The 21,732-nt window shown below is 59.9% G+C and carries 16 protein-coding genes; 10 read left to right on the top strand and 6 right to left on the bottom strand.

Annotation, left to right across the window (positions count from 1 at the left end; genetic code table 11):
* The first annotated feature begins 176 nt into the window (after positions 1–176).
* From der to DYL61_RS20585, 3 genes are all read left to right on the top strand, one after another.
* Positions 177–1,646: a ribosome biogenesis GTPase Der gene (der, locus tag DYL61_RS20575; protein ID WP_105699511.1), complete on the top strand. Its 1,470-nt coding sequence runs from the start codon at positions 177–179 to the stop codon at positions 1,644–1,646.
* A 115-nt stretch (positions 1,647–1,761) separates the two neighbouring features.
* Entirely contained in the window at positions 1,762–2,910 is a 1,149-nt protein-coding gene (locus DYL61_RS20580; RefSeq protein ID WP_135309850.1) for a pyridoxal phosphate-dependent aminotransferase, read from the top strand.
* On the top strand, positions 2,898–3,689 hold the full coding sequence (locus DYL61_RS20585) for an amidohydrolase (protein ID WP_135309851.1): 792 nt from the start codon (positions 2,898–2,900) through the stop codon (positions 3,687–3,689). The genes DYL61_RS20580 and DYL61_RS20585 overlap by 13 nt, the downstream gene beginning before the upstream one ends.
* A gap of 187 nt (positions 3,690–3,876) precedes the next feature.
* On the opposite strand, the gene leuA is transcribed toward DYL61_RS20585, so the two are convergent.
* From leuA to DYL61_RS20615, 5 genes are all read right to left on the bottom strand, one after another.
* Entirely contained in the window at positions 3,877–5,556 is a 1,680-nt protein-coding gene (gene leuA, locus DYL61_RS20590; protein WP_105699515.1) for a 2-isopropylmalate synthase, read from the bottom strand.
* A 364-nt stretch (positions 5,557–5,920) separates the two neighbouring features.
* Positions 5,921–9,808 (bottom strand): membrane-targeted effector domain-containing toxin, encoded by a 3,888-nt coding sequence (locus tag DYL61_RS20600; protein ID WP_135309852.1) that lies wholly within the window; start codon positions 9,806–9,808, stop codon positions 5,921–5,923.
* 147 nt (positions 9,809–9,955) lie between these two features.
* Entirely contained in the window at positions 9,956–10,777 is an 822-nt protein-coding gene (locus tag DYL61_RS20605; protein ID WP_135309853.1) for a M23 family metallopeptidase, read from the bottom strand.
* Between the two features lie 3 nt (positions 10,778–10,780).
* Entirely contained in the window at positions 10,781–12,160 is a 1,380-nt protein-coding gene (xseA, locus tag DYL61_RS20610) for an exodeoxyribonuclease VII large subunit (protein WP_135309854.1), read from the bottom strand.
* A gap of 10 nt (positions 12,161–12,170) precedes the next feature.
* Positions 12,171–13,061: a LysR family transcriptional regulator gene (locus DYL61_RS20615; RefSeq protein WP_135309855.1), complete on the bottom strand. Its 891-nt coding sequence runs from the start codon at positions 13,059–13,061 to the stop codon at positions 12,171–12,173.
* A 99-nt stretch (positions 13,062–13,160) separates the two neighbouring features.
* Between DYL61_RS20615 and DYL61_RS20620 the strand changes: the two genes are divergently transcribed.
* The 7 genes from DYL61_RS20620 (at position 13,161) to DYL61_RS20655 (ending at position 20,858) form a co-directional block, all read left to right on the top strand.
* A complete protein-coding gene (locus DYL61_RS20620) occupies positions 13,161–13,928 on the top strand; it encodes a sulfite exporter TauE/SafE family protein (RefSeq protein ID WP_135309856.1) in 768 nt (255 codons plus the stop codon).
* A 142-nt stretch (positions 13,929–14,070) separates the two neighbouring features.
* The gene (locus DYL61_RS20625) at positions 14,071–14,619 is read left to right on the top strand and encodes a sugar ABC transporter ATPase (RefSeq protein ID WP_135309857.1); all 549 of its coding nucleotides are present in this window, start codon (positions 14,071–14,073) and stop codon (positions 14,617–14,619) included.
* A 219-nt stretch (positions 14,620–14,838) separates the two neighbouring features.
* On the top strand, positions 14,839–16,308 hold the full coding sequence (guaB, locus tag DYL61_RS20635) for an IMP dehydrogenase (RefSeq protein ID WP_105695289.1): 1,470 nt from the start codon (positions 14,839–14,841) through the stop codon (positions 16,306–16,308).
* An 81-nt stretch (positions 16,309–16,389) separates the two neighbouring features.
* Positions 16,390–17,967: a glutamine-hydrolyzing GMP synthase gene (gene guaA / locus DYL61_RS20640; protein WP_003193997.1), complete on the top strand. Its 1,578-nt coding sequence runs from the start codon at positions 16,390–16,392 to the stop codon at positions 17,965–17,967.
* A gap of 183 nt (positions 17,968–18,150) precedes the next feature.
* On the top strand, positions 18,151–18,708 hold the full coding sequence (locus DYL61_RS20645; protein ID WP_135309858.1) for a hypothetical protein: 558 nt from the start codon (positions 18,151–18,153) through the stop codon (positions 18,706–18,708).
* A gap of 342 nt (positions 18,709–19,050) precedes the next feature.
* Complete coding sequence (locus DYL61_RS20650) at positions 19,051–20,373, top strand: NAD(P)/FAD-dependent oxidoreductase (RefSeq protein ID WP_202978041.1); 1,323 nt, start codon at positions 19,051–19,053, stop codon at positions 20,371–20,373.
* 59 nt (positions 20,374–20,432) lie between these two features.
* Positions 20,433–20,858, top strand: coding sequence for a hypothetical protein (locus DYL61_RS20655; RefSeq protein WP_135309860.1), 426 nt, complete (start codon positions 20,433–20,435; stop codon positions 20,856–20,858).
* Positions 20,859–20,873: 15 nt separating this feature from the next.
* On the opposite strand, the gene treR is transcribed toward DYL61_RS20655, so the two are convergent.
* A complete protein-coding gene (gene treR, locus DYL61_RS20660) occupies positions 20,874–21,578 on the bottom strand; it encodes a trehalose operon repressor (protein WP_135309861.1) in 705 nt (234 codons plus the stop codon).
* Positions 21,579–21,732: the final 154 nt, after the last annotated feature.

Below are 21,732 nucleotides of genomic sequence, written 5' to 3' on the forward strand. Positions count from 1 at the left end.
CCCAAACCGGCGAACCGGATGCATCTGATGCATCTCGAACGCCTGGTTTTGGGGCTGCTGCGCAGCCCAGCGGGAGCAAGCTCCCTCGCCACAGCAAGCTCGCTCCTACAGTCGAGCACCAGCCGCTGCCATGCAGCGGCTTTTGTATTTTCTGAAATAACGAAGTGGAGAGCCGCATGGTTCCCGTAATCGCCCTGGTGGGCCGACCTAACGTCGGCAAGTCCACCTTGTTCAACCGCCTGACCAGGACTCGCGACGCCATCGTCGGCGACTTGTCCGGTCTGACCCGTGATCGCCAATACGGTGAGGCAAAGTGGCAAGGGCGCTCCTACATTATTGTCGACACCGGTGGTATCTCCGGTGACGAGCATGGCATGGACGAAAAAATGGCCGAGCAATCGCTGCTCGCCATTGAAGAAGCCGATGTCGTGTTGTTCCTGGTGGATGCCCGTGCGGGCTACACCGCCGCCGACCAGATGATTGGCGAGCACCTGCGCAAGCGCAACAAGCGTTCCTATGTGGTCGCCAACAAGATCGACAACATCGATCCTGAACTGGCCCGCGCCGAATTCAGCCCGATGGGCCTGGGTGACGCGATCCCGATCGCTGGCGCCCATGGTCGCGGCATCAGCCAGATGCTGGAAATTGCCCTGCGCGATTTCCCCAAGGATGACGTCGAGGAAGAAGAGGGCGAAGAAGAGATCGTTGCCGAAGGTGAGGAAGCCAAGCGTATTCCTGGCCCGAGCGAAAAAGACGGTATCAAGATCGCCATCATCGGTCGTCCTAACGTGGGCAAGTCCACGCTGGTCAACCGCATGCTCGGTGAAGACCGCGTGATCGTCTACGACCAGCCCGGCACCACCCGCGACAGCATCTACATCCCGTTCGAACGCAACGAGGAAAAGTACACGCTGATCGACACCGCCGGTGTGCGCAAGCGCGGCAAGATCCACGAGGAAGTTGAAAAGTTCTCGGTGGTCAAAACCCTGCAAGCGATCAAAGACGCCAACGTGGTGATCTTCGTGATGGACGCGCGCGAAGGCGTGGTGGACCACGACCTCAACCTGCTGGGCTTTGCCCTGGAGGCCGGTCGGGCATTGGTGATCGCGATCAACAAGTGGGATGGCATGACGCCGAGCGAGCGCGATTTCGTCAAGATCGAGCTGCAACGTCGCCTGTTCTTCGTCGAGTTCGCTGATATCCACTTCATCTCGGCGCTGCACGGTACTGGCGTGGGCAACCTCTACGCGTCCGTCCAGAACTCGTTCAAGTCTGCAGTGACCCGCTGGCCAACCAATCGCCTGACCCAGATCCTCGAAGACGCCGTTGGCGAGCACGCCCCGCCGATGGTCAACAACCGCCGGATCAAGCTGCGTTACGCCCACTTGGGTGGTGCCAACCCGCCGATTATCGTGATCCACGGTAACCAGATCGAGAAGGTGCCAAAGTCCTACGTGCGTTACCTGGAAAACACCTATCGCCGTGTCTTGAAGCTGGTCGGTACGCCGATCCGTATCGAGTTCAAGGGCGGGGATAACCCGTACGAAGGCAACAAGAACACCCTGACTGACCGTCAGGTGAACAAGAAGCGTCGCTTGATGACGCACCACAAGAAGGCCGACAAGAAGCGCCGCGACAAGCGCTGATTCCGACCTCGCAAAAAGGGCTCTTGATGAGCCCTTTTTTGTGCGCGACGGTTTGTGCCTTGACCCGATGCGACTGGCAGCTTAAAACTTGGGGCTCACCTGCAGGGGCCTTTTGATGATCACCAGCAAGCTGCCGAATGTCGGCACAACCATTTTCACCACCATGTCACAACTCGCCGCCGAAACCGGCGCGCTGAACCTGTCCCAAGGTTTCCCGGACTTCAATGGCCCCCAGGGTTTACTCGATGCGGTGGGCAAGCATATCGCCCTCGGCCACAACCAATACGCGCCAATGACCGGCCTGCCGGTGTTGCGCCAGCAGGTGGCGGCCAAGATTGCCCGCAGCTATGGCGCCACGGTCAATGCCGACAGTGAAGTGACCATCACCCCAGGTGCCACCGAGGCGATCTTCTGCGCGATCCAGGCCGTAATCCATAATGGCGATGAAGTCATCGTGTTCGACCCGTGCTACGACAGCTACGAGCCTTCGGTTGAGTTGGCCGGCGGGCGCTGCGTGCATGTGCAATTGAGCCTGCAAGGCTTTGCGCTGGATTTTGAGCAGATCAAGGCCGCGCTGTCGCCACGCACACGCATGATCATCCTCAACACCCCGCACAACCCCACAGGCGCCTTGATCAGCCGCGCCGAGCTGGACCAGTTGGCCGAATTGATCCGCGACCGCGATATCTATCTGGTCAGCGATGAGGTTTACGAACACCTGGTGTTTGACGGCGTGCCCCACGTCAGCGTGCTGGCCCACGAAGAGCTGTATCAGCGTGCGTTCGTTGTCAGCTCCTTCGGCAAGACCTATCACGTGACCGGCTGGAAGACCGGCTATGTGGTGGCGCCACCGGCCCTGACTGCCGAACTGCGCAAGGTCCATCAATACGTCAACTTCTGCGGTGTGACGCCATTGCAGTTCGCGCTGGCCGACTTCATGGCCGAACATCCCGAACATGTGGAAGAACTGCCGGCCTTTTACCAGGCCAAGCGCGACCTGTTCTGCGACCTGCTGGCGCCGTCGCGTTTCAGCTTTAACCGAGTGGCCGGCACCTACTTCCAATTGGTGGATTACTCACAGATTCGCCCAGACCTGGATGACGTCGCCATGTCCCTGTGGATGACCCGCGAGCACGGTGTGGCGACCATCCCGGTCTCGGTGTTCTACCAGACCCCACCCCAAGGCCAGCGCCTGGTGCGCCTGTGTTTTGCCAAACGCGAGGAGACGCTGCGCCAAGCAGCCGAGAAACTATGCGTGATCTGAGTGCATTGCCGAACCTGAACATCGCCCTGGTCCAGACCAGCCTGGCCTGGCACGACCGTCAGGCTAACCTTGAGCATTTCGAACTGCTGTTGGAACAGGCCAAGGGCGCCGACTTGATCGTGCTACCGGAGATGTTCACCACCGGCTTCTCCATGGAGTCGGCCACCCTGGCCGAGCCGGAACACGGCCCGACTCATCACTGGCTTAAAGCGCAGGCCGCCAAATACAACGCGGTGATCACCGGCAGTGTGATCATTCAGGCCGCCGACGGCAGTCATCGCAACCGCCTGCTGTGGGCGCGGCCGGATGGCGAGGTGTTGCACTATGACAAGCGCCATCTGTTTCGCATGGCGGGTGAACACCATCACTACACCCCCGGCGAGCGTCAGGTGCAGTTTGAAGTGAAGGGCTGGCGCATACGCCCGCTGATTTGCTATGACCTGCGTTTCCCGGTGTGGAGCCGCGATGCGCAGGACACCGACTTGCTGCTGTACACCGCCAATTGGCCGGGCGCGCGGCGTTTGCACTGGAACCGGTTGTTGCCGGCGCGGGCTATCGAAAACCTGTGTTATGTGGCTGCCGTGAATCGCGTCGGCATGGACGGCAAGGGCTTTGCCTATACCGGAGACAGCCAAGTGTTGGACTTTCAAGGCGAGACCCTGCTGAGTGCGGGGGAGGCGGATGGGGTGTTTCAGGTGAACCTGGATGCGGCGGAATTGGCGGCGTATCGCACGCGGTTTCCGGCGAATCTGGATGCCGATACATTTCAGTTTGTCTGACAGACCGCCATCGGGGGCAAGTCGAATCGTCGCACCGCCCCTCCCACACTTTGATCTGTGAATACATTCAAAATGTGGGAGGGGCGGTGCGACGATTCGACTTGCCCCCGATGAGGCCCTCACAGGCAACACAAAAAAAGGCCCCTGAACTCACATCCAGGGGCCTTTCACATTTTCCGCAGCAGACTTACGCCGCCTTGGCTTCCTGCTGGCTCAACGAGCGGTTCAGCGCACTGAACAGTGCCTTGAAGCTGGCCGTGGTGATGTTTTCATCAATGCCCACACCATGCACCGGACGCTCACCGTTCACACGCAGCTCAATGTAGGCCGCCGCCTTGGCATTGGTGCCCGCACCAATCGCATGTTCGTTGTAGTCCATGATCTCCACACCAATCGGCAGGCCGGCTACCAGCGCTTCCAGCGCGCCGTTGCCTTTGCCTTTCCAGTGCAAGTTGGTTTCGCCCTGGCCTTTGCCGGCGACTTCCACTTCGACAAAGCTGTTGCCGTTCTCTTCCTGCAGGCGATGGCTGACCAGCGCGTACGGGGTGTTGGCTTGCAGGTATTCACGCTGCAGCAAGGCGTAGATCTGCGGTGCAGTCATTTCCAGGCCAACGCGGTCGGTTTCAGCCTGAACCACCTGGCTGAACTCGATCTGCATGCGACGCGGCAAGCTGATGTCATATTCCTGCTCCAGCAGGTAGGCAATACCGCCTTTGCCGGACTGGCTGTTCACGCGGATTACGGCTTCGTAGCTGCGGCCGATGTCAGCCGGGTCAATCGGCAAGTACGGCACTTCCCACAGGGCGTCGTCTTTCTGCTGGCTGAAGCCCTTGCGGATTGCGTCCTGGTGGGAGCCGGAGAACGCGGTGTGCACCAGGTCGCCCACATACGGGTGGCGTGGGTGCACCTGGATCTGGTTGCATTCCTCGACGACCTTGCGCACGCCGTCGATGTCGGAGAAGTCCAGTTGTGGGTCCAGACCCTGGGTGTACATGTTCAGGGCCACGGTCACCAGGTCGACGTTACCGGTACGCTCGCCGTTGCCGAACAGGCAGCCTTCGACACGGTCGGCGCCGGCCATCAGGCCCAGCTCGGTAGCGGCCACGCCGGTGCCACGGTCGTTGTGGGTGTGCAGGCTGATGATCACGCTGTCACGACGGTTGATATGGCGACCGAACCACTCGATCTGGTCGGCATAGATGTTCGGCGTGGCGCACTCAACAGTGGCCGGCAGGTTGAGGATCATCTTGTGCTCAGGCGTCGGGTTCCACACCTCGATCACTGCGTCACAGACTTCCTTGGCGAATTCCAGTTCGGTGGCGCTGAACGTTTCCGGCGAGTATTCGAAGGTCCACTGGGTTTCTGGCTGCTGGGCCGCGTATTTGACGAACAGCTTGGCGGCGTTGACCGCGATGGCCTTGATGCCGTCCTTGTCCTGGTTGAACACGATGCGGCGGAAGGACGGCGACGTGGCGTTGTACAAGTGCACGATGGCCTTTTTGGCGCCGCGCAGGGATTCGAAGGTACGCGCGATCAGGTCTTCACGGCCCTGGGTCAGCACCTGGATGGTGGTGTCCTCGGGGATGTGGCCGTCTTCGATCAGGGTGCGCACAAAGTCAAAGTCGGTTTGCGATGCGGCGGGGAACGATGCCTCGATTTCTTTTACGCCGACGGCGACCAGCGTCTTCCAGAAGCGCAGCTTCTTCACCGCGTCCATCGGCTCGATCAGTGACTGGTTGCCATCACGCAGGTCGGAGCTGCACCAGATCGGCGCGGTGGTGATGGTTTTCGACGGCCAGGTGCGGTCCGGGATGTCGATGGTCGGGAACGCGCGGTACTTCGAAGACGGGTCTTTGAGCATGCTCATCGGGAAATCCTTTGTTGTAGGGCCGAGAAAAGGCGGCCTGCCAGAAGCGTTTATTAGGGATAAAGCGGGAGACGAGGCAGATCGATTCAGCCTGGCAGTCGTGCGCTGACGAGGCACAGGCTGCGGTGCTGGCGAAGCTGAATGAGGGTGTGAGAGGTTTTCATGGACTCAACCCTAACCGGGGCGAGGGTAGATGGCAAGTTGTGAGGAAAAATTGAGATAATTTCCGTTTTTTTGCGTTTACATGATTTATTTCTTTTGTTTATCGGATTATTTTGGTTTTTTATTGCTCTGTATTTTCGCTTTGGCGCAATTGTTTCTCGCGCGGGTTGCGACCCGCGTGAGAAAAGTCTGAGAGGTGTAATCAGACGACCAATGAGTCGATATTGTAATCGACGTGAATATCGCCATAAGGCTCTGGTTCACTTGTGCCGCGCATCAGTTTAAGTGGCTGCGGCGTGTGAATCGGCTGACTGGCGATGCTTGAGCCGCCCTTAAGAGCGGGAGAGACAGAGACCCCGACGCCGCTGGTCAATTCTGCAATGCCGGGCACCCCGTAATCCGTATTCATATGGGACTTCCCGACGACGGCTACGAACTTCTCTCCGGGTGGGGTTCGCTCAATGATTTTTGCCGCATGATAATTGAACTCTTTCAGACGCGACTCCCCGCCCCGTGCATGTGTGTACAGGCTCCTGTTTACTTGGTTGTCGGTTCGCCACGTCAGTTGCGGGTGTTCAAGGCCTATGACTTCTATTCCGTATTTATCGGCTTCATTGATGATGTCTGCCAACTGCGGTCCATCGATAAAGTCTGGATGGTAAGGATGCTGGCCAAACGTGGGGGAATCCGAGGTGCGCAGCGGCGGATTGAGAGCGTTGGGTGAGCCCTGGAGAAAAGGTGCACCTTCTACGTAAAGGGTTGTAACGCCGTTGTTTTTGAAGTTTTGCATCTGATCGATGACTAACTGATAGGCGGCAGGTTCATGATGTACTTCGCCCAGGACCAAACCGCGCACTCCCGGTTGCGATAGCGTGTTTTGAATGGCCGAGTCCGGACTGCTGTTGATTTTCAGCACGGGAAGATTGGGCCGTGGGGGCATCCCGTTCGTTGCCAGATTATTGTAAAAGTTGTCCATGTCACGCCTGAACCAGCGTCTGATTTGTCCGGTAGTTGCAGCATTACCGTCAATATCACCCGAAGCATGGCCCGACAGCACTCGATCCATATAGGTTTGGTTCGCAGGGGGGGCAACTCGGCCGCGATGGCGTCTACCGCCAGGCAGTTCGTTCAAGCGCCACTCTCCATTACCGGCCGATTGCAGCGACGCCTTGATCCGGCTCCCCTTCGACACCGTCAACGATGCAGTGGGGTCGACGATGTTGACCTGTCCGTTGCGGGCATGGAACGCCGAGTCGATCTGGTAGACCCGGTCCGCCCCTGTGCTGTCGGTAAAGCGCACATAGAAGTTGTCACCGACATTGTAGGTACCGTCCGGCCTGAGGGGGCGGCCCTGGATTACGGTGTCCGGCACTGCATACTCGCTCAGATCACGGTTAACCTCCGTCATGGCGGGTAGCTTGGCAGGGGCGACAATACCTCTGCTGGTCGAGGGCAGGGCTGTTGACGGGCCGACGGGCCGCGCTACCGGCTCGATAGCGCTTAAAGGCGCCTTGGCAACAGGGCGTAGCGGCGCGGTTCGGATCACTGGGATACCTGCCGCAGCCGTTGCAAAATCGGCGTAGACCGCGCGCCCCAGTGCGGGGTTCTTGATCAGCTTGGGCAAGACGCTTGCGTTGGCGCGCAGTGCCGTTACACCGGCCTTTCCTAGCCTGAGTACGGCGGACGCGCCTTTGCCGGCCACCGGCAACAGATCCATGAAGATCATGGCCACCTCAACACCGAACTGGACCTTGTTGGCCGTTGACTGTGCTGCGACCTCGGCACTGCTGACGGATTGGTGATCGGCCTTGTCGACCACCAACTGCACGTGTTGTTTATACAGCGCATCCAGGCTATTGCCGGTCATGGGCGTGAGGGTAGAGGTGTCACCTGTCAGTTTGAGAGCCTTGACGAAGGTATCGATGGCGGCAAAAGGGTTCCTGCCTATATCGAATTTGTGTTTGTTGAGCGTCTCCTTCGCCTTGGCGACGTCATCTTTACTGACCGGCGACTTGCGGCTCGCGGTGTACAGCTTCCACTCGTTTTTATCCAGCAGGCTGTTGAGCGCCTGTTGGCTTGCTACTTCACGGAAGGTGATGCCGTCGGGGGCATTCGGCGTGTACAGCACCCGTTCTGCATCCTTGCTGTTGCCGATGACCATCACACCTTGAACCGGCAGGCCGCGCTGGACGAGGGCGTGAGCCACAATGGTTTCGCCATCGACCTGTGGGCGGTCGGCCGGGTCGGGGTGATCCAATACGGCGTCGACCCACTGCGCACCGCGCTGGCTGGTCTTGTCGTCTTTTGCCTCTGCCTTGTAGGCATCCGGGTTGAGCGTTGCGAGAAACGCCTCTTTGCTCATCAGGTCTGCCTGACTGGCTTTCCACGCGTCACGTCGTACTCCTGCCTGGCCCGTCATGGCGTCTGTTGCCAGTTCTTTTTTCAACAGGGAGGTGTATTCACCGCCGACATCCGCGGTGTTGACCAGCGTCTTGAGTGTGTCGGTGTCCAGCACAACGGGCTTGCCATGGGTGTCGAGTACCGGTTTGCCCTGTTTGTCGGTCAACGGCAGTTTGAACGTGGTGTGCGTGAACGTGGCGGTTTCACCCGCCGGGAACTCGGTGGGGTTTTTCAGGGCCAGGTCGGAGAGTGATACCTGTGTGTTTTTTTCGAAAGGGGTACTGCTGCTGGTTTTTCGGCCGTTGTTGATGTGGGTTCTGGTGCGGACCTGAACCATCAGTTGGTCGGCATTCACCACCGCATTCGGGTAGCGCTTTTTTATCGCCTCATTCATCCGGTCGCGGGCGAAGGTTGCCAGGGAGGGAATGCTTTCAATCAAGGGGGCCAGGGCGCTGGCACTGTTCTCTTGCGCTTGCTCCAAGTGGGTAAAGAGCGCCTTCTGAGCCGGGCTCAGGTTTTTCAGCCACTGGGGTTGCAGTTCATCCGCCAATGCCTGGTTACGTCCCCGCAGGGCATTACTGCCATCGAGCAGGTAGGACCAGTCCGCGGCGGCGTCGATGGCCGTTGATGAGAGGGGATCTTTAAGCAGGCTCGCCTCGACTTCTGCCTGCTGACGCTTGAGCATCCAGGGGATGCCTTCGGCCAGTACATCACCATCCAGCGGTGCTGCGCTGAGCATCAGGTCTTCCCCGGTGAGCGGCTCGGCGCGGTTTTGTAGCGCTAGCGGCAGGGTTTGCAACAGCAGGTCGGCGCCTAGACCGCCTTCGTCCAGCCGTTTTGCCAAGGCCTGGCGGGCCTGGGCCGGCGTTGCGAACTCTTCGAAGCCCTCGCCTGGGGTGTACAGCACGATGGGGCCATGGGCGTCATCGAGTGCAAGGGATTTGCCTGCGGGCCATGGCGGTGGCGTGGCAAAGGAACCGTCGGTTTGGGTAATCAAAAAGGTACCGGCCAGCAATGCGCCGCGCTCGGTGCCGTCGTCGATCGTGAGCGGGTACACACCTGGACGTGCGCCATCGGCGAAGGCTTTTCCCCGCTCGGCCAGGGTGGGGTGTTGCAGGGCGCTGTCGATCAGCGTTTTGCTCGCCGCCGTCAGCGTGCCGTCGCTCACGCGCAAGGCGGCGAGGGTCGACAGTTGTTGTTTGTGCAGGGCCAGCAGCTGGTTCTGCGGTGATACCCGTACGTTCGGGTTGTGTTCCGTCGGGCGGGGTGTGGTCCAGAAGTCCTGGAGCATCGTTGGGTACTGGGTCCAGCGCGTGACGGGCAGGTTTGCAGGGGCGGGGTGGGGTTGGCCTGCGAACATCGACGCCACTTGCTGCTGTTTGAATTGGCTGAAACTTGGCTGTTGGCTGTGCAAGCGTTGCATGGCGAGGGTGAGATCATCGTGTTGCATGATGAAGGCTTGCTGATCGCTGACCTTGAATCGCTTGGCCAGCCTTGGAAACTGCACCGTAGCCGGTGGAATGCCCGACGACTCGGGTAGGGGTAGGGGTGGGGAGTCGGGTGTGAAAGCCGAGGGCTTTGCCGGAGGAAGCGGCGAAATGGTTTTAACGTCGGGTGCGGGCTGTGGGGTGGGCGGAGTAGTGCGTTGCACTGAAGACAGCTGCATCAGCGCGTAGCCAAGAGCAAACATAAGAAGACCCTCGAAAGGCAGTTTTGATGGTGGTCGTTACGCTCCCTGTAAGTCGTCAGATGGGTGAGTGTTCAATGAGGGTTGGTTCCTGTAGTAAATGTTAGGAAAGACAAGACACTGCACCGGAATTGATGCAGTGCACACCGCTCAGGGCTGGAACGCGCCAATAAAGATTGCCGGGTCCACCCGCGCATCGTTGAGACTGATGTTCCAGTGCATATGTGGGCCCGTTGCGCGCCCCGTCGAACCTACCTTGCCGACCACTGCCCCGCGCGTGAGCTGATCGCCGACTTTCACATCAATCTTCGACATATGGCAAAACATGCTGATAAAGCCCTGGCCATGGTCGACGAACACGGTGTTGCCGTTGAAGAAGTAGTTGCCCACCAGGATCACCTTGCCGTTGGCTGGCGTCTTGATCGGCGTGCCGGCCGGCACGGCGAAGTCCAGGCCGGAGTGCGGGTTGCGTTCTTCGCCGTTGAAGAAACGACGTACGCCAAACTTGCTCGACAGCGGCCCGTTCACTGGTCTATCCAGCACCAGATTGCTCGGCAGGTTCGGGCTGAAACTGCGATAGGCCTTGATCTGCACCGCCAGTTCCGCCTCGATGCGCTTGAGCTGGGCCGGGTCGGGGTTGACCTGGCTTTTGTTCTTTAACGTGATGCGCTGTTCCGGGTACTTCTTGTAGCCGACGATAAACGGCAGGCTGCGCCCGCCGCTGGTGATGCGCTCGTTGCCAGGCTTGACCGTCAACGGGATGCCGACAATCGCCAGCCAGTTGTCCTGCTCCTTGACCACCAGTACGGGTTTGCCCTGATAGGTGGCTTTCGGCGCCGTGGCCGAAGGGCCCAGCTCGACCACGGCCACACCGCCCGGCACCGGCTTGTTCAGCGTGCGGGTGATGTAGCTGTCGGCGTGGGCGTTAAAGGTGAGGCACAGCAACATCAACAGGCTAAGTAGACGAGGCATCGATCAATCCAATAACGAAAGGGTGACGGGTGTCAGGTGGTTGTCTTCCACCCGCACTTGCAATTGACCTTCACCCAGGCGCGCCGTCAGGCGTTGGCCGGTGTGGGTTTGTGCGGCGCTGCGAATCGCCTGGCCACGCTCGTCCAGCAGGATGCTGTAGCCACGGCCGAGGGTCGCCAATGGGCTGACCACGTGCAGCGTCTGCATCTGGCTTTGCAGTTGCAGGCGACGCGCCTTGAGGCCTTCGCGCATGGCGCGGGGCAGGCGTTCGGCGAGGCTGTCCAGGCGTTGGCGCAGCAGAGCCAGTTGGCGCCCGGGATGCTGGCCGGCCAGGCGGGTTTCCAGACGGATCAGGCGTTCGCGACGGGTATTGAGGCTGCGCTCGAAGGCGCGGCGCAGGCGCATGTCCAGGTCATCCAGGCGCTGGGCCTGCTGGCGCAGACGTTCGCCGGGGTGACGCAGGCGCCGGGCCATGCCTTCCAGGCGCAGACGGTCGTGGGTCAGACGGTTGCGAATCAGCATCACCAAGCGGCGATGCAGGTTTTCAACCTGGCGGACCAGGTGGCTGGCGTCGGGCGCGAGCAACTCGGCGGCGGCGGAGGGCGTAGGGGCGCGCACGTCGGCGACGAAATCGCTGATGGACACGTCGGTCTCATGGCCGACGGCACTCACGATGGGCGTGACACAGGCATCTACCGCACGGGCCACGGCTTCTTCGTTGAAGCACCAAAGGTCTTCCAGCGATCCGCCGCCACGGGCCAGGATCAACGCATCAAAGCCACGGGCATCCGCCAGCTTCAACGCCCGCACAATCTGCTGGATCGCTTCACGGCCTTGCACGGCGGTTGGGATGAGTGTGAGCTCGATATTCGGCGCGCGGCGACGGAACACGCTGATGATGTCGCGGATCACCGCGCCCGTCGGCGAACTGATGATGCCGATGCGCCGAGGATGGGCCGGCAGCGGCACCTTGCGTTCGGCACTGAACAAGCCTTCGGCGCTGAGTTTTTCCTTCAAGGCATCGAAGGCCAGGCGCAGCGCGCCGTCACCGGCGGGCTCAACGGTGTCGAGAATCAACTGGTAGTCGCCACGGCCCTCGAACAGCGAGACCTTGCCGCGTACCTTTACCGCCAGGCCATCTTTCAGCGCCTGGCGCACCCGTGCGGCGTTGTTGCGAAACAGCGCGCAACGCACTTGGGCGCCGCTGTCCTTGAGGGTGAAATACACATGGCCAGAGGCCGGGCGGGCGAGGTTGGAGATCTCGCCTTCGACCCAGATATTGGTGAATACGTCTTCCAGCAACACCCGCGCACGGCCGTTGAGTTGGCTGACAGTCAGGACTTCGCGGTCCAGGCCCAGACGGGCAAAAGGATCTTTAATCATGGGCGGCAGTTTATAGGCATTCGTGCAGGGTTTGACAGAACTGCTCCACCAGCGCGCTTGGCGTTTGCTGACAGGCCAGGGCCACTGTGCTGAGGCAATCCGGGTCCGCCAAGGGTAAAAAGCGCACGCCGACAGGCGAAATGTCCTGCATGGACTTTGGTAACAAGGCAATACCGAAGCCGGCCTGGATCAGTTGCAGCTGGGTGGTCTTGCGTGACATCACTCGTGCGGCCTTGGGGAAAAATCCCGCACGCATGCACAACTCGGCCGACAGATAACTCAGGCCACCGCGCTGGGGATGCGGGATGGAGATAAACGCTTCGTCCTTGAGCTGTGCCAGTTCTATCGGAGCATCACGGTTCGCCAGCGGATGCTTCGGCGGGACCGCCAAAAACAGCGGCTCGCTATATAAAGGCACTACCCGCACACCCTCGCGCTGGCGCAATACCGGCAAGCGCAGCAGCCCAACCTCCAGGCGCCCATCGGCGATTTCCTCCAACTGCGCCTCGGAAGACAGTTTGACGATATCCATCGACACACCCGGACAGCGCTCCAGCCAGGCGCCGATGCCCCGCAGCAACGGTCCGCTCATCGGCACGGTGCTCGAATGGCTGAGGCGCAGAGTACCGCGTTGGCCGTTGCCGATTTGCGTGGTCATCTCGCTGGCCTTGAGCAGCTCACTCAACACGTTGCGCGCCCGAGGGTAGAAGGCTTCGCCCGCCGCCGTCAGCCGGGGTTGGCGCGCGGTGCGTTCGAACAGTGGCGTTTGCAGTTGGGCTTCCAGTTCCTTGATCTGCCGGCTCAACGCCGATTGCGCCACAAACAGACGCTCGGCGGCGGCACTGAAACTGCCGCTGTCGGCAATTTCGACGAAGTAGCGCAGTTGGCGGGTGGAGATCACATGTCATGCCTTTTCGAGATGGGTAGAGAGCTTTGAAGATATTAGTCGCAACACTCACGGATGGCTAAAGTGAACATCATCTCTTTCAAGGAATAACCCATGAGCCCGGTTGAGCTGATGAACCAGTGGTCGTTTGGCGGTGTGGATTGGCTGGTGATCGGTCTGGGTGTGGTGGTGGCGTATATCGTGTTCGGCATCGCCGGTTTTGGTACGGCGTTGGTGGCGGGGCCGCTGCTGATCCTGTTTATGCCGCTGTCGAAAATCATCCCGTTGTTGGTGCTGCTGGATTTTGTCGCGGCGTTCGGCAACCTGCTGCAATCGCGGCGGGAGGTGAACAAGCCGGAGCTGCTGCGCTTGCTGCCGTGCATGGCGATTGGTTGCACCCTCGGCGTCGTGTTTTTGCTCAACCTGCATTCCGACCTGTTGCTGTTGTTGATGGGGCTGTTTATCAGCGCCTACGCGATCTACAGCTTGGCGGTAAAAGCGCGGCCAACGCAGTTGGCGGCGGGCTGGTCGATTCCCATGGGCACGGTGGGCGGACTGTTTGGTGCGTTGTTTGGCAGTGGCGGCTTTTTATATGCGATCTATCTGAACAGTCGCCTGCCCAAGGACGCGGCGCGGGCCACGCAAAGTGCGTTGATCAGTTGCAGCACGGTGGTGCGCCTGAGCCTGTTCCTGATTGCCGGGGTGTATGCAGATGGGCCGTTGTTGATGTTGGCGGTGTGCCTGTTGCCGGCGATGGCCCTGGGGTTGTGGTGTGGGCGCCGGCTGACCATGCGGATGTCGCGGGAGGCGTTTGTGCGGTTGGTGACGTGGCTGGTGTTGGCCAGTGGGCTTGCGCTGATTGGGCGGTATTTGAGTACTTGACCTGATTCCTTCAGGGATTAAGCTGCCTGCCTTTAGGGCCTTATCGGGGGCAAGCCCCCTCCCACATTTGAATTGTGAACACCTTCAAGTGTGGGAGGGGGCTTGCCCCCGATGACGCCAGTAGCCACACCGCAGGACTCCCATGAACTCCCAAAGCATCCTTGTCCCGAAAATCTCCACCTTGCCCGTCCACGAGCCTCGCGCCCGTGCCATCGTGCGTTGGCTGGTGCGCAAGAACATCATCAAGGAAGAACTCACCACCTGTGGCCGAACCGGCAACCGCATGGGCTACGCCCTGGCCGATGGCGCCCGCGCCGTGGTGCTGCACCCGCAGGCGCTGCCGTTCAATGAGCCGATCAATGGCCTGGAGATCATCTACAAGCGCTGCATCTACACCCCGGCCAAAGGCTTTCTCGAAGAAGCCGGCTGTCCGGAATGCCGCAGGGAAGTCGGCGAAGCGCTGTTCGAAAGCCTGGAAGACTGGATGCCCGGCCACACCGACAACTTCACCTGCCCGCTGTGTGGGCATGAAGATGACATCAACGGCTTTCTGTTCTTGCAGGAATGCGGGTTTTCCAACCTGGGCTTTATCTTCAATAACTGGGCAGAAGCGGGGTTCAAGCAGAGTTTTATCGATGAATTCGCCGATTGGCTGGACCAGAAGATGAGCTGGGTCAAAGTCGAACTTTGATCGTTCCCACGCTCCGCGTGGGAACGCCGCCCTGGACGCTCCGCGTCCGCTCTTAAGGTCGCGACGCGGAGCGTCGCAGGATGTGTTCCCACGCAGAGCGTGGGAACAATCAACATCCATCTATCAGTATTACCAAGTTTGTCAGAGTTTTACATTGAGCCAGACGGGGTGCATGTATATAATGGCGCGCTTCCATTTTCCCGCTCGGGAGCCCCCGCGATGCTGCGTATCAGCCAAGAAGCTCTGACATTCGACGACATTCTCCTAGTGCCCGGTTATTCCGAGGTGCTTCCTAACGAAGTCAGTCTCAAGACCCGCCTAACCCGTGGCATCGAGCTGAATATTCCACTGGTTTCCGCTGCCATGGACACCGTCACCGAAGCCCGTTTGGCAATTGCCATGGCTCAGGAAGGCGGCATCGGCATCATCCACAAGAACATGACTATCGAGCAGCAAGCTGCCGAAGTGCGCAAGGTCAAGCGTTACGAAGCCGGTGTGGTCAAAGACCCCATCACTATCGAAGCCGACGCCACCGTGCGTGACCTGTTCGACCTGACTCGCCTGCACAACATCTCCGGTGTTCCGGTGCTGCACGATGGCGACCTGGTCGGCATCGTCACTTCCCGTGACGTGCGTTTCGAAAACCGTCTTGAAGTCACCGTCCGTGAAGTGATGACGCCGAAAGAGCGCCTGGTCACTGTCAAGGAAGGCGCCGACAAGAACGATGTGCGCGAGTTGCTGCACAAGCACCGCATCGAGCGCGTGCTGATCGTCGACGATAAATTCGCCCTCAAAGGCATGATGACCGTCAACGACATCGAGAAAGCCAAGGCTTACCCGCTGGCCAGCAAGGATGACCAAGGTCGTCTGCGCGTAGGCGCTGCGGTCGGCACCGGTAAAGACACCGGCGACCGCGTTTCGGCCCTGGTCGCTGCCGGTGTTGACGTGGTGGTGGTCGACACTGCCCACGGTCACTCCAAAGGCGTGATCGACCGTGTGCGTTGGGTCAAAGAGAATTTCCCTGAAGTACAAGTGATCGGCGGCAACATCGCTACTGGCGCAGCGGCCAAGGCCCTGGCCGAAGCGGGCGCGGATGCGGTCAAGGTCGGTATCGGCCCTGGCTCGATCTGCACCACCCGTATCGTCGCCGGTGTGGGCGTGCCGCAAATCAGCGCCATCGCCAACGTCGCCGCTGCCCTTGAAGGCACTGGTGTTCCGTTGATCGCCGACGGCGGCATCCGTTTCTCCGGTGACCTGTCCAAGGCCATCGTGGCCGGTGCTTCCTGCGTGATGATGGGTTCGATGTTCGCCGGTACCGAAGAAGCGCCGGGTGAGATCGAACTGTTCCAGGGCCGTTCCTACAAGGCTTACCGCGGCATGGGTTCGCTGGGCGCCATGTCCCAGGCACAAGGTTCCTCCGACCGCTACTTCCAGGACTCCTCGGCAGGCGCCGAGAAGCTCGTTCCGGAAGGCATCGAAGGCCGCGTGCCTTATAAAGGCACCCTGAGCGCGATCATCCATCAACTGATGGGCGGCCTGCGTTCCTCGATGGGCTACACCGGTAGCGCCAACATCGAAGAAATGCGCACCCAGCCAGAGTTCGTACGGATCACCGGCGCCGGCATGGCTGAATCCCATGTCCATGACGTGCAGATCACCAAGGAAGCGCCAAACTACCGCGTAGGTTGATGCTTCCAGCAAAACGTTAAGTAACCGGGGCTGTTCTTTCAGCCCCGAGTTGTTTCTGATTCATTAGACGAGACTGACTTCATGGCCCTCGACATTCACGCCCACCGCATCCTGATCCTCGACTTCGGTTCCCAGTACACCCAGCTGATCGCCCGCCGCGTGCGTGAAATCGGCGTGTACTGCGAACTGCATCCGTTCGACATGGACGACGAAGCGATCCGCGAATTCGCACCGAAAGGCGTCATCCTCGCCGGTGGCCCCGAGTCCGTGCACGAAGCCAACAGCCCGCGCTGCCCACAAGCCGTATTCGACCTGGGCGTGCCCGTCTTCGGTATCTGCTACGGCATGCAAACCATGGCCGAGCAACTGGGCGGCAAGGTTGAAGGTTCCGAGCTGCGTGAATTCGGTTATGCCCGTGTCGACGTGGTCGGCAAGAGCCGCCTGCTGGACGGCATCGAAGACCACATCGACGCCGACGGCCTGTTTGGCCTCGACGTGTGGATGAGCCACGGTGACAAAGTCACCAAGATGCCGGAAGACTTCCACATCCTGGCTAGCACGCCGAGCTGCCCGATCGCCGGCATGTTCAGTGACGAGCGTCGTTACTACGGCGTGCAGTTCCACCCGGAAGTGACCCACACCAAGCAAGGCGGCCGCATCCTGTCGCGTTTCATCCTCGACATCTGCGAGTGTGAAGCCCTGTGGACCCCGTCGAAAATCGCTGAAGACGCCATCGCCCAAGTTCGCGCCCAGGTCGGCACCGACAACGTACTGCTGGGCCTGTCCGGCGGCGTTGACTCTTCGGTTGTTGCCGCACTGCTGCACAAAGCCATCGGCGACCAACTGACCTGCGTGTTCGTCGACAACGGCCTGCTGCGCCTGCACGAAGGCGAGCAAGTGATGGCCATGTTCGCCGAGAACATGGGCGTCAAGGTGATCCGCGCCAACGCCGAGGACCAGTTCCTCAACAACCTGGCAGGCGAGTCCGACCCAGAGAAGAAGCGCAAGATCATCGGTCGCACCTTCATCGACGTCTTCGATGCCGAGTCCACCAAGCTGGACAACATCAAGTACCTCGCCCAGGGCACTATTTACCCCGACGTGATCGAGTCGGCTGGCGCCAAGAGCGGCAAGGCCCACGTGATCAAGTCCCACCACAACGTGGGTGGCCTGCCTGAGGAAATGAACCTCAAGCTGGTAGAACCGCTGCGCGAACTGTTCAAGGACGAAGTCCGCCGTCTGGGCCTGGAGCTGGGCCTGCCGTACGACATGGTCTACCGCCACCCATTCCCGGGCCCGGGCCTGGGCGTGCGTATCCTCGGTGAAGTGAAGAAGGAATACGCCGACCTGCTGCGTCGCGCCGACCACATCTTCATCGAAGAACTGCGCAAGGCCGACTGGTACCACAAGGTCAGCCAGGCGTTCGTGGTATTCCAGCCGGTCAAATCCGTTGGTGTTGTAGGCGATGGCCGTCGTTACGCATGGGTCGTGGCCCTGCGTGCCGTAGAAACCATCGACTTCATGACCGCTCGTTGGGCACACCTGCCGTACGAACTGCTGGAGACTGTCAGCGGCCGTATCATCAATGAGATCGAAGGCATTTCGCGCGTGACGTATGACGTGTCGAGCAAGCCGCCGGCGACGATTGAGTGGGAATAATGGGCCGACGGCATTGACCGTTATCCATTAGCTACACACCAAAAGCCCGCATGATTGCGGGCTTTTGGCTTTTTAGAGCTGGGCCAGGTGCCGTGTGAAAGGGTAATGCGCTGCTGCGTACAAGGAACTTTCGTACGGTAAGTGGTTCAATACAGGCCTTCTTACATACAGTTCAGGGATCGAATGAAAACTTATCTGGCATTGCCACTCGCAATCACCTTCGCGCTGGTCATCACCGGCTGCAGCAGCCGCAAGGCGGGTGATCTTACTTCAGAACCGGTGGTTCTACTGGCCATGAATGACCATCAAGCCAGCCTGACTTTCCGTACCATCGGTGGCGAGGGCGATCGTCCTGTCAGTTACACCTACGGGTATGCCAATGCCGGATTTGTGAGCGCGGGTGAGCGCGTTTATGACTCTGCCTACTTCAAGCGCGTACCGGCGTATCTGAAGAAAATCGCCGGGGGGACTGACAGCATCACGACGTTGGTCGAGGTGGATAAAACGGTGTACGTACAAGGAGAGGTCAAGGACAAGCCGTTTACCTTCAACGGTATTCCCTTGCCTACGCCGTTCGACAAGGCGCAGCCAGCTGCGCAGCAATTCACGCCGCAAGCCCAGAAGAATTACGTGGTCGAAACCGTGATCGCCGACACGTGGGTCATGAACGTTTATGAAGTTTCGGCAACGGGTGAGCGCAAAGCGATTGGTGTTCGGAAAAGCGATGGTGTGGCGAACTGACCACAGGGATTTTATGAGTCGCCTCAGACACTGAATAACAAAACCCCGGCCTGGAGCCGGGGTTTTGTGCATCTGGAATGCGCTATTTCAAACACCCCTGATCAACTTTTGGGAGCGTAGATCCAAATTTCAACGCTATCCACGAGATTGACGGCGCACATGAAGAATAATACATTGAGTATACAAATATTATTCTATATGTAACCCTTTGAATTGAGTGGGATTAACATGCCTGTTTCACGAAGAAATGTCTTGATTGGCGCCGGTGTGGGCGCTGGCGTCATCGCGGCCGGTGGTGCTGCGTCGTTGCTGTCGGACGGCCTGCCCGCCGACCCGTCATCGTTGCATCGCATCGCCTCGTTGCCCGCCGACGACTCCAGCCCAGGCTGGTTCCATACCAGCCGTCTACGCCAGCCAAAGGCGCCGTTGATCGGTGACGCAAAAGCCCCGTGGGTAGTGGTCGGCGGCGGCTTTACCGGTTTGGCGGCGGCGCGTCAGCTGGCGCTGAATTTCCCGGACGATGACGTGATTCTGGTGGAAGCCCAGCAAGTCGGTTTCGGCACCTCTGGCCGTAATGCCGGTTTCCTGATCGATGTGCCCCACGACATCGGCGCGCCGGACTACATCGGCGATCAAACCATCGCCAAGCACGTGTTGGAACTGAACCAGCGCGGCCAATCGATCCTGCGTGATCAGGTCGAGCAGCACAACATTGTCGAGGCGCAGCTACGTCATTCCGGCAAATACCAGGCGGCGGTGGAAGACAAGGGCATTGCGGTGCTCAACGCCTACCGTGGCGGCCTGGAAAAACTCGGCCAGCCGTGCGAGATCATCGAAGGCAACGAGCTGCGTGACCACATCGGTACGTCGTTCTACCGCAAGGCGCTCTACACGCCGGGCACCATGCTGGTCCAGCCGTCGGCACTGGTGAAAGGCCTGGCCGACTCGCTGCCGGCCAACGTGAAGCTCTACGAAGACACACCGATCACCGCCGTGGACTACGGCGTCAAAACCGTGTTGCACCACGCCACCGGGCGCATCACTGCCGACAAGTTGATCCTGGCGAATAACGCCTTCGGCCAGTATTTCGGCTTTCTTGAAGGGCGCATGCTGCCGATCTTCACCTATGGCAGCCTGACTCGCCCACTGACCGCTGCCGAACAGGCCAGCATCGGCGGCAAGGACTTCTGGGGTGTGATCCCGGCGGATCCGTTTGGCACTACGTCGCGTCGCACCCATGACAACCGCATCCTGGTGCGCAACAGTTTCAGCTTCAACCCGGACGGCCGCGCCAAGCCCGGCTACCCGGAAAAAGTCCGCGCAGCGCACCGTCTCTCCTTCGAACGTCGCTTCCCGACGCTCAAGGATGTGCCGTTCGAACATACCTGGGGCGGCGGCCTGGCCATGACCCGCAACGGTGCCGGCTTCTTCGGCGAGCTGCGTGAAAACGTCTACGGCGCACTGGGCTGCAACGGCCTGGGCACCGTGCGTGGCACCGCCACTGGCACGCTGTTGGCCAACCTGCTGGCCGGCAAGCGCGAAAGCCTTACCTACTACCTGTTGAGCGCACCGAAACCGGCGTGGAATCCGCCACAGCCGATGCTGTCGATCGGAGTGAATTTCACCCTGCGCAAAGGCCAGTCCGACGCGGGCCTGGAAGGCTGATCTGCGGCTAAACGCCAGGCAGGGCGACGCGCTGCCTGGCTCATGTAAAGAGGCTCGAAATGTTAAAGAAACTCTCGATTTGCCTGCTGGCGCTGGCCTGCAGTGGCGCCGCCTGTGCCCACGAACACGCCGCTCACGAAGGCGCGACTTACTCGATTCCCAACCCGCTGCGCCCCGGTGCCAAGGCGCCGTATTGCGAAGCGCAACCCGAAACCGCCGATGGCTGCACGTTCCACAGCGTGGCCGGTGGCACCTACAGTGCACACCTCTCGACCGGTCCCGGTGAACGTTGGGTGGCAAGCCCTTCAGATGTCGACACGGTCAAGGTTCAGCCTGGCGCCGCTGAAGGCAAGAGTTATCAGGTCATCGAGCTAAAGCCCAACCCTGCGCAAAACGCCGACGCCACGGTGACCTTCGACAAGTTCAGCGGCGACGCCAAACTGATCGAGCGTCGCCGCATCACGGTGATGATCCACCCCGCCTGAAACAATCCCAGTGGCTCACCGCCGCGCAATATCCGAAAAGTAAAACTTGTCCAACGTATGCCGCGACTCGGTGTACTCGAACTGACGCCCATCCTGCAAAAACGTCTGGTTGCTCACCACGATCACATGGCTTTGGCCATCGAGGTCGAGGTGCGCCTGGTCGTCCTTGCTGCGGGGCAGGGCTTCGATGGTGCGTTGGGCGTAGGCGATTTGCAGTTGCAGGGTCTGCTCGATAAACGCGTAGATCGACTGTTCGGCAATCGCCTGGTCCAGCCCTGGAATCACGTCGGCGACGAAGTGGTTAATGTCGAGGATCACCCGTTTGCCGCCGATGCGTCGCACCCGTTTGATGCGGGTGATCAGGGTGCCTGGTTCGGCTTCGATGTGTTGCAGCAGTGAGCCTTCCAGCGGGAATTGGGTGAATTCGACCACTTCGGTGCGCACGTCATCGCCCAGGTCGGCGTGGGTTTCGTGAAAGCTGACGATGCCGCCCAGTTGGAACTCGATTGGGTTGGGCGACAGTACGAAGGTGCCCTTGCCGTGGATCTTTTGCGCGAACCCGCGCTCCTGTAATTGCTCGATGGCCCGGCGTACCGTGCCTCGGCTGGCCTGGTAGCTGTCCATCAATTCGGTTTCGGAGGGAAGGCGCGTGCCGCGTTGCAGACGTTCAGTGGTGATGCTGGCAAGCAGATCCGTATAGATCTGGTTGTATTTGCTCATGGGGAGGGCTCTGTGCCGACGTGATGAAAGTGAACTGCGCGGTCAAGGCAGGAACCTTAGTGGCCCGGCTGAGGTTTGTCCATTGGACCAGGGGGTAACAGGTCCTACACCGAATAAACTTTTTGTAACTCGTACAGACGAGTTGTTGCTTTAA

Origin of the sequence: Pseudomonas nabeulensis (assembly GCF_004682045.1) — a bacterium.
Taxonomy (GTDB): Bacteria; Pseudomonadota; Gammaproteobacteria; order Pseudomonadales; family Pseudomonadaceae; genus Aquipseudomonas; species Aquipseudomonas nabeulensis.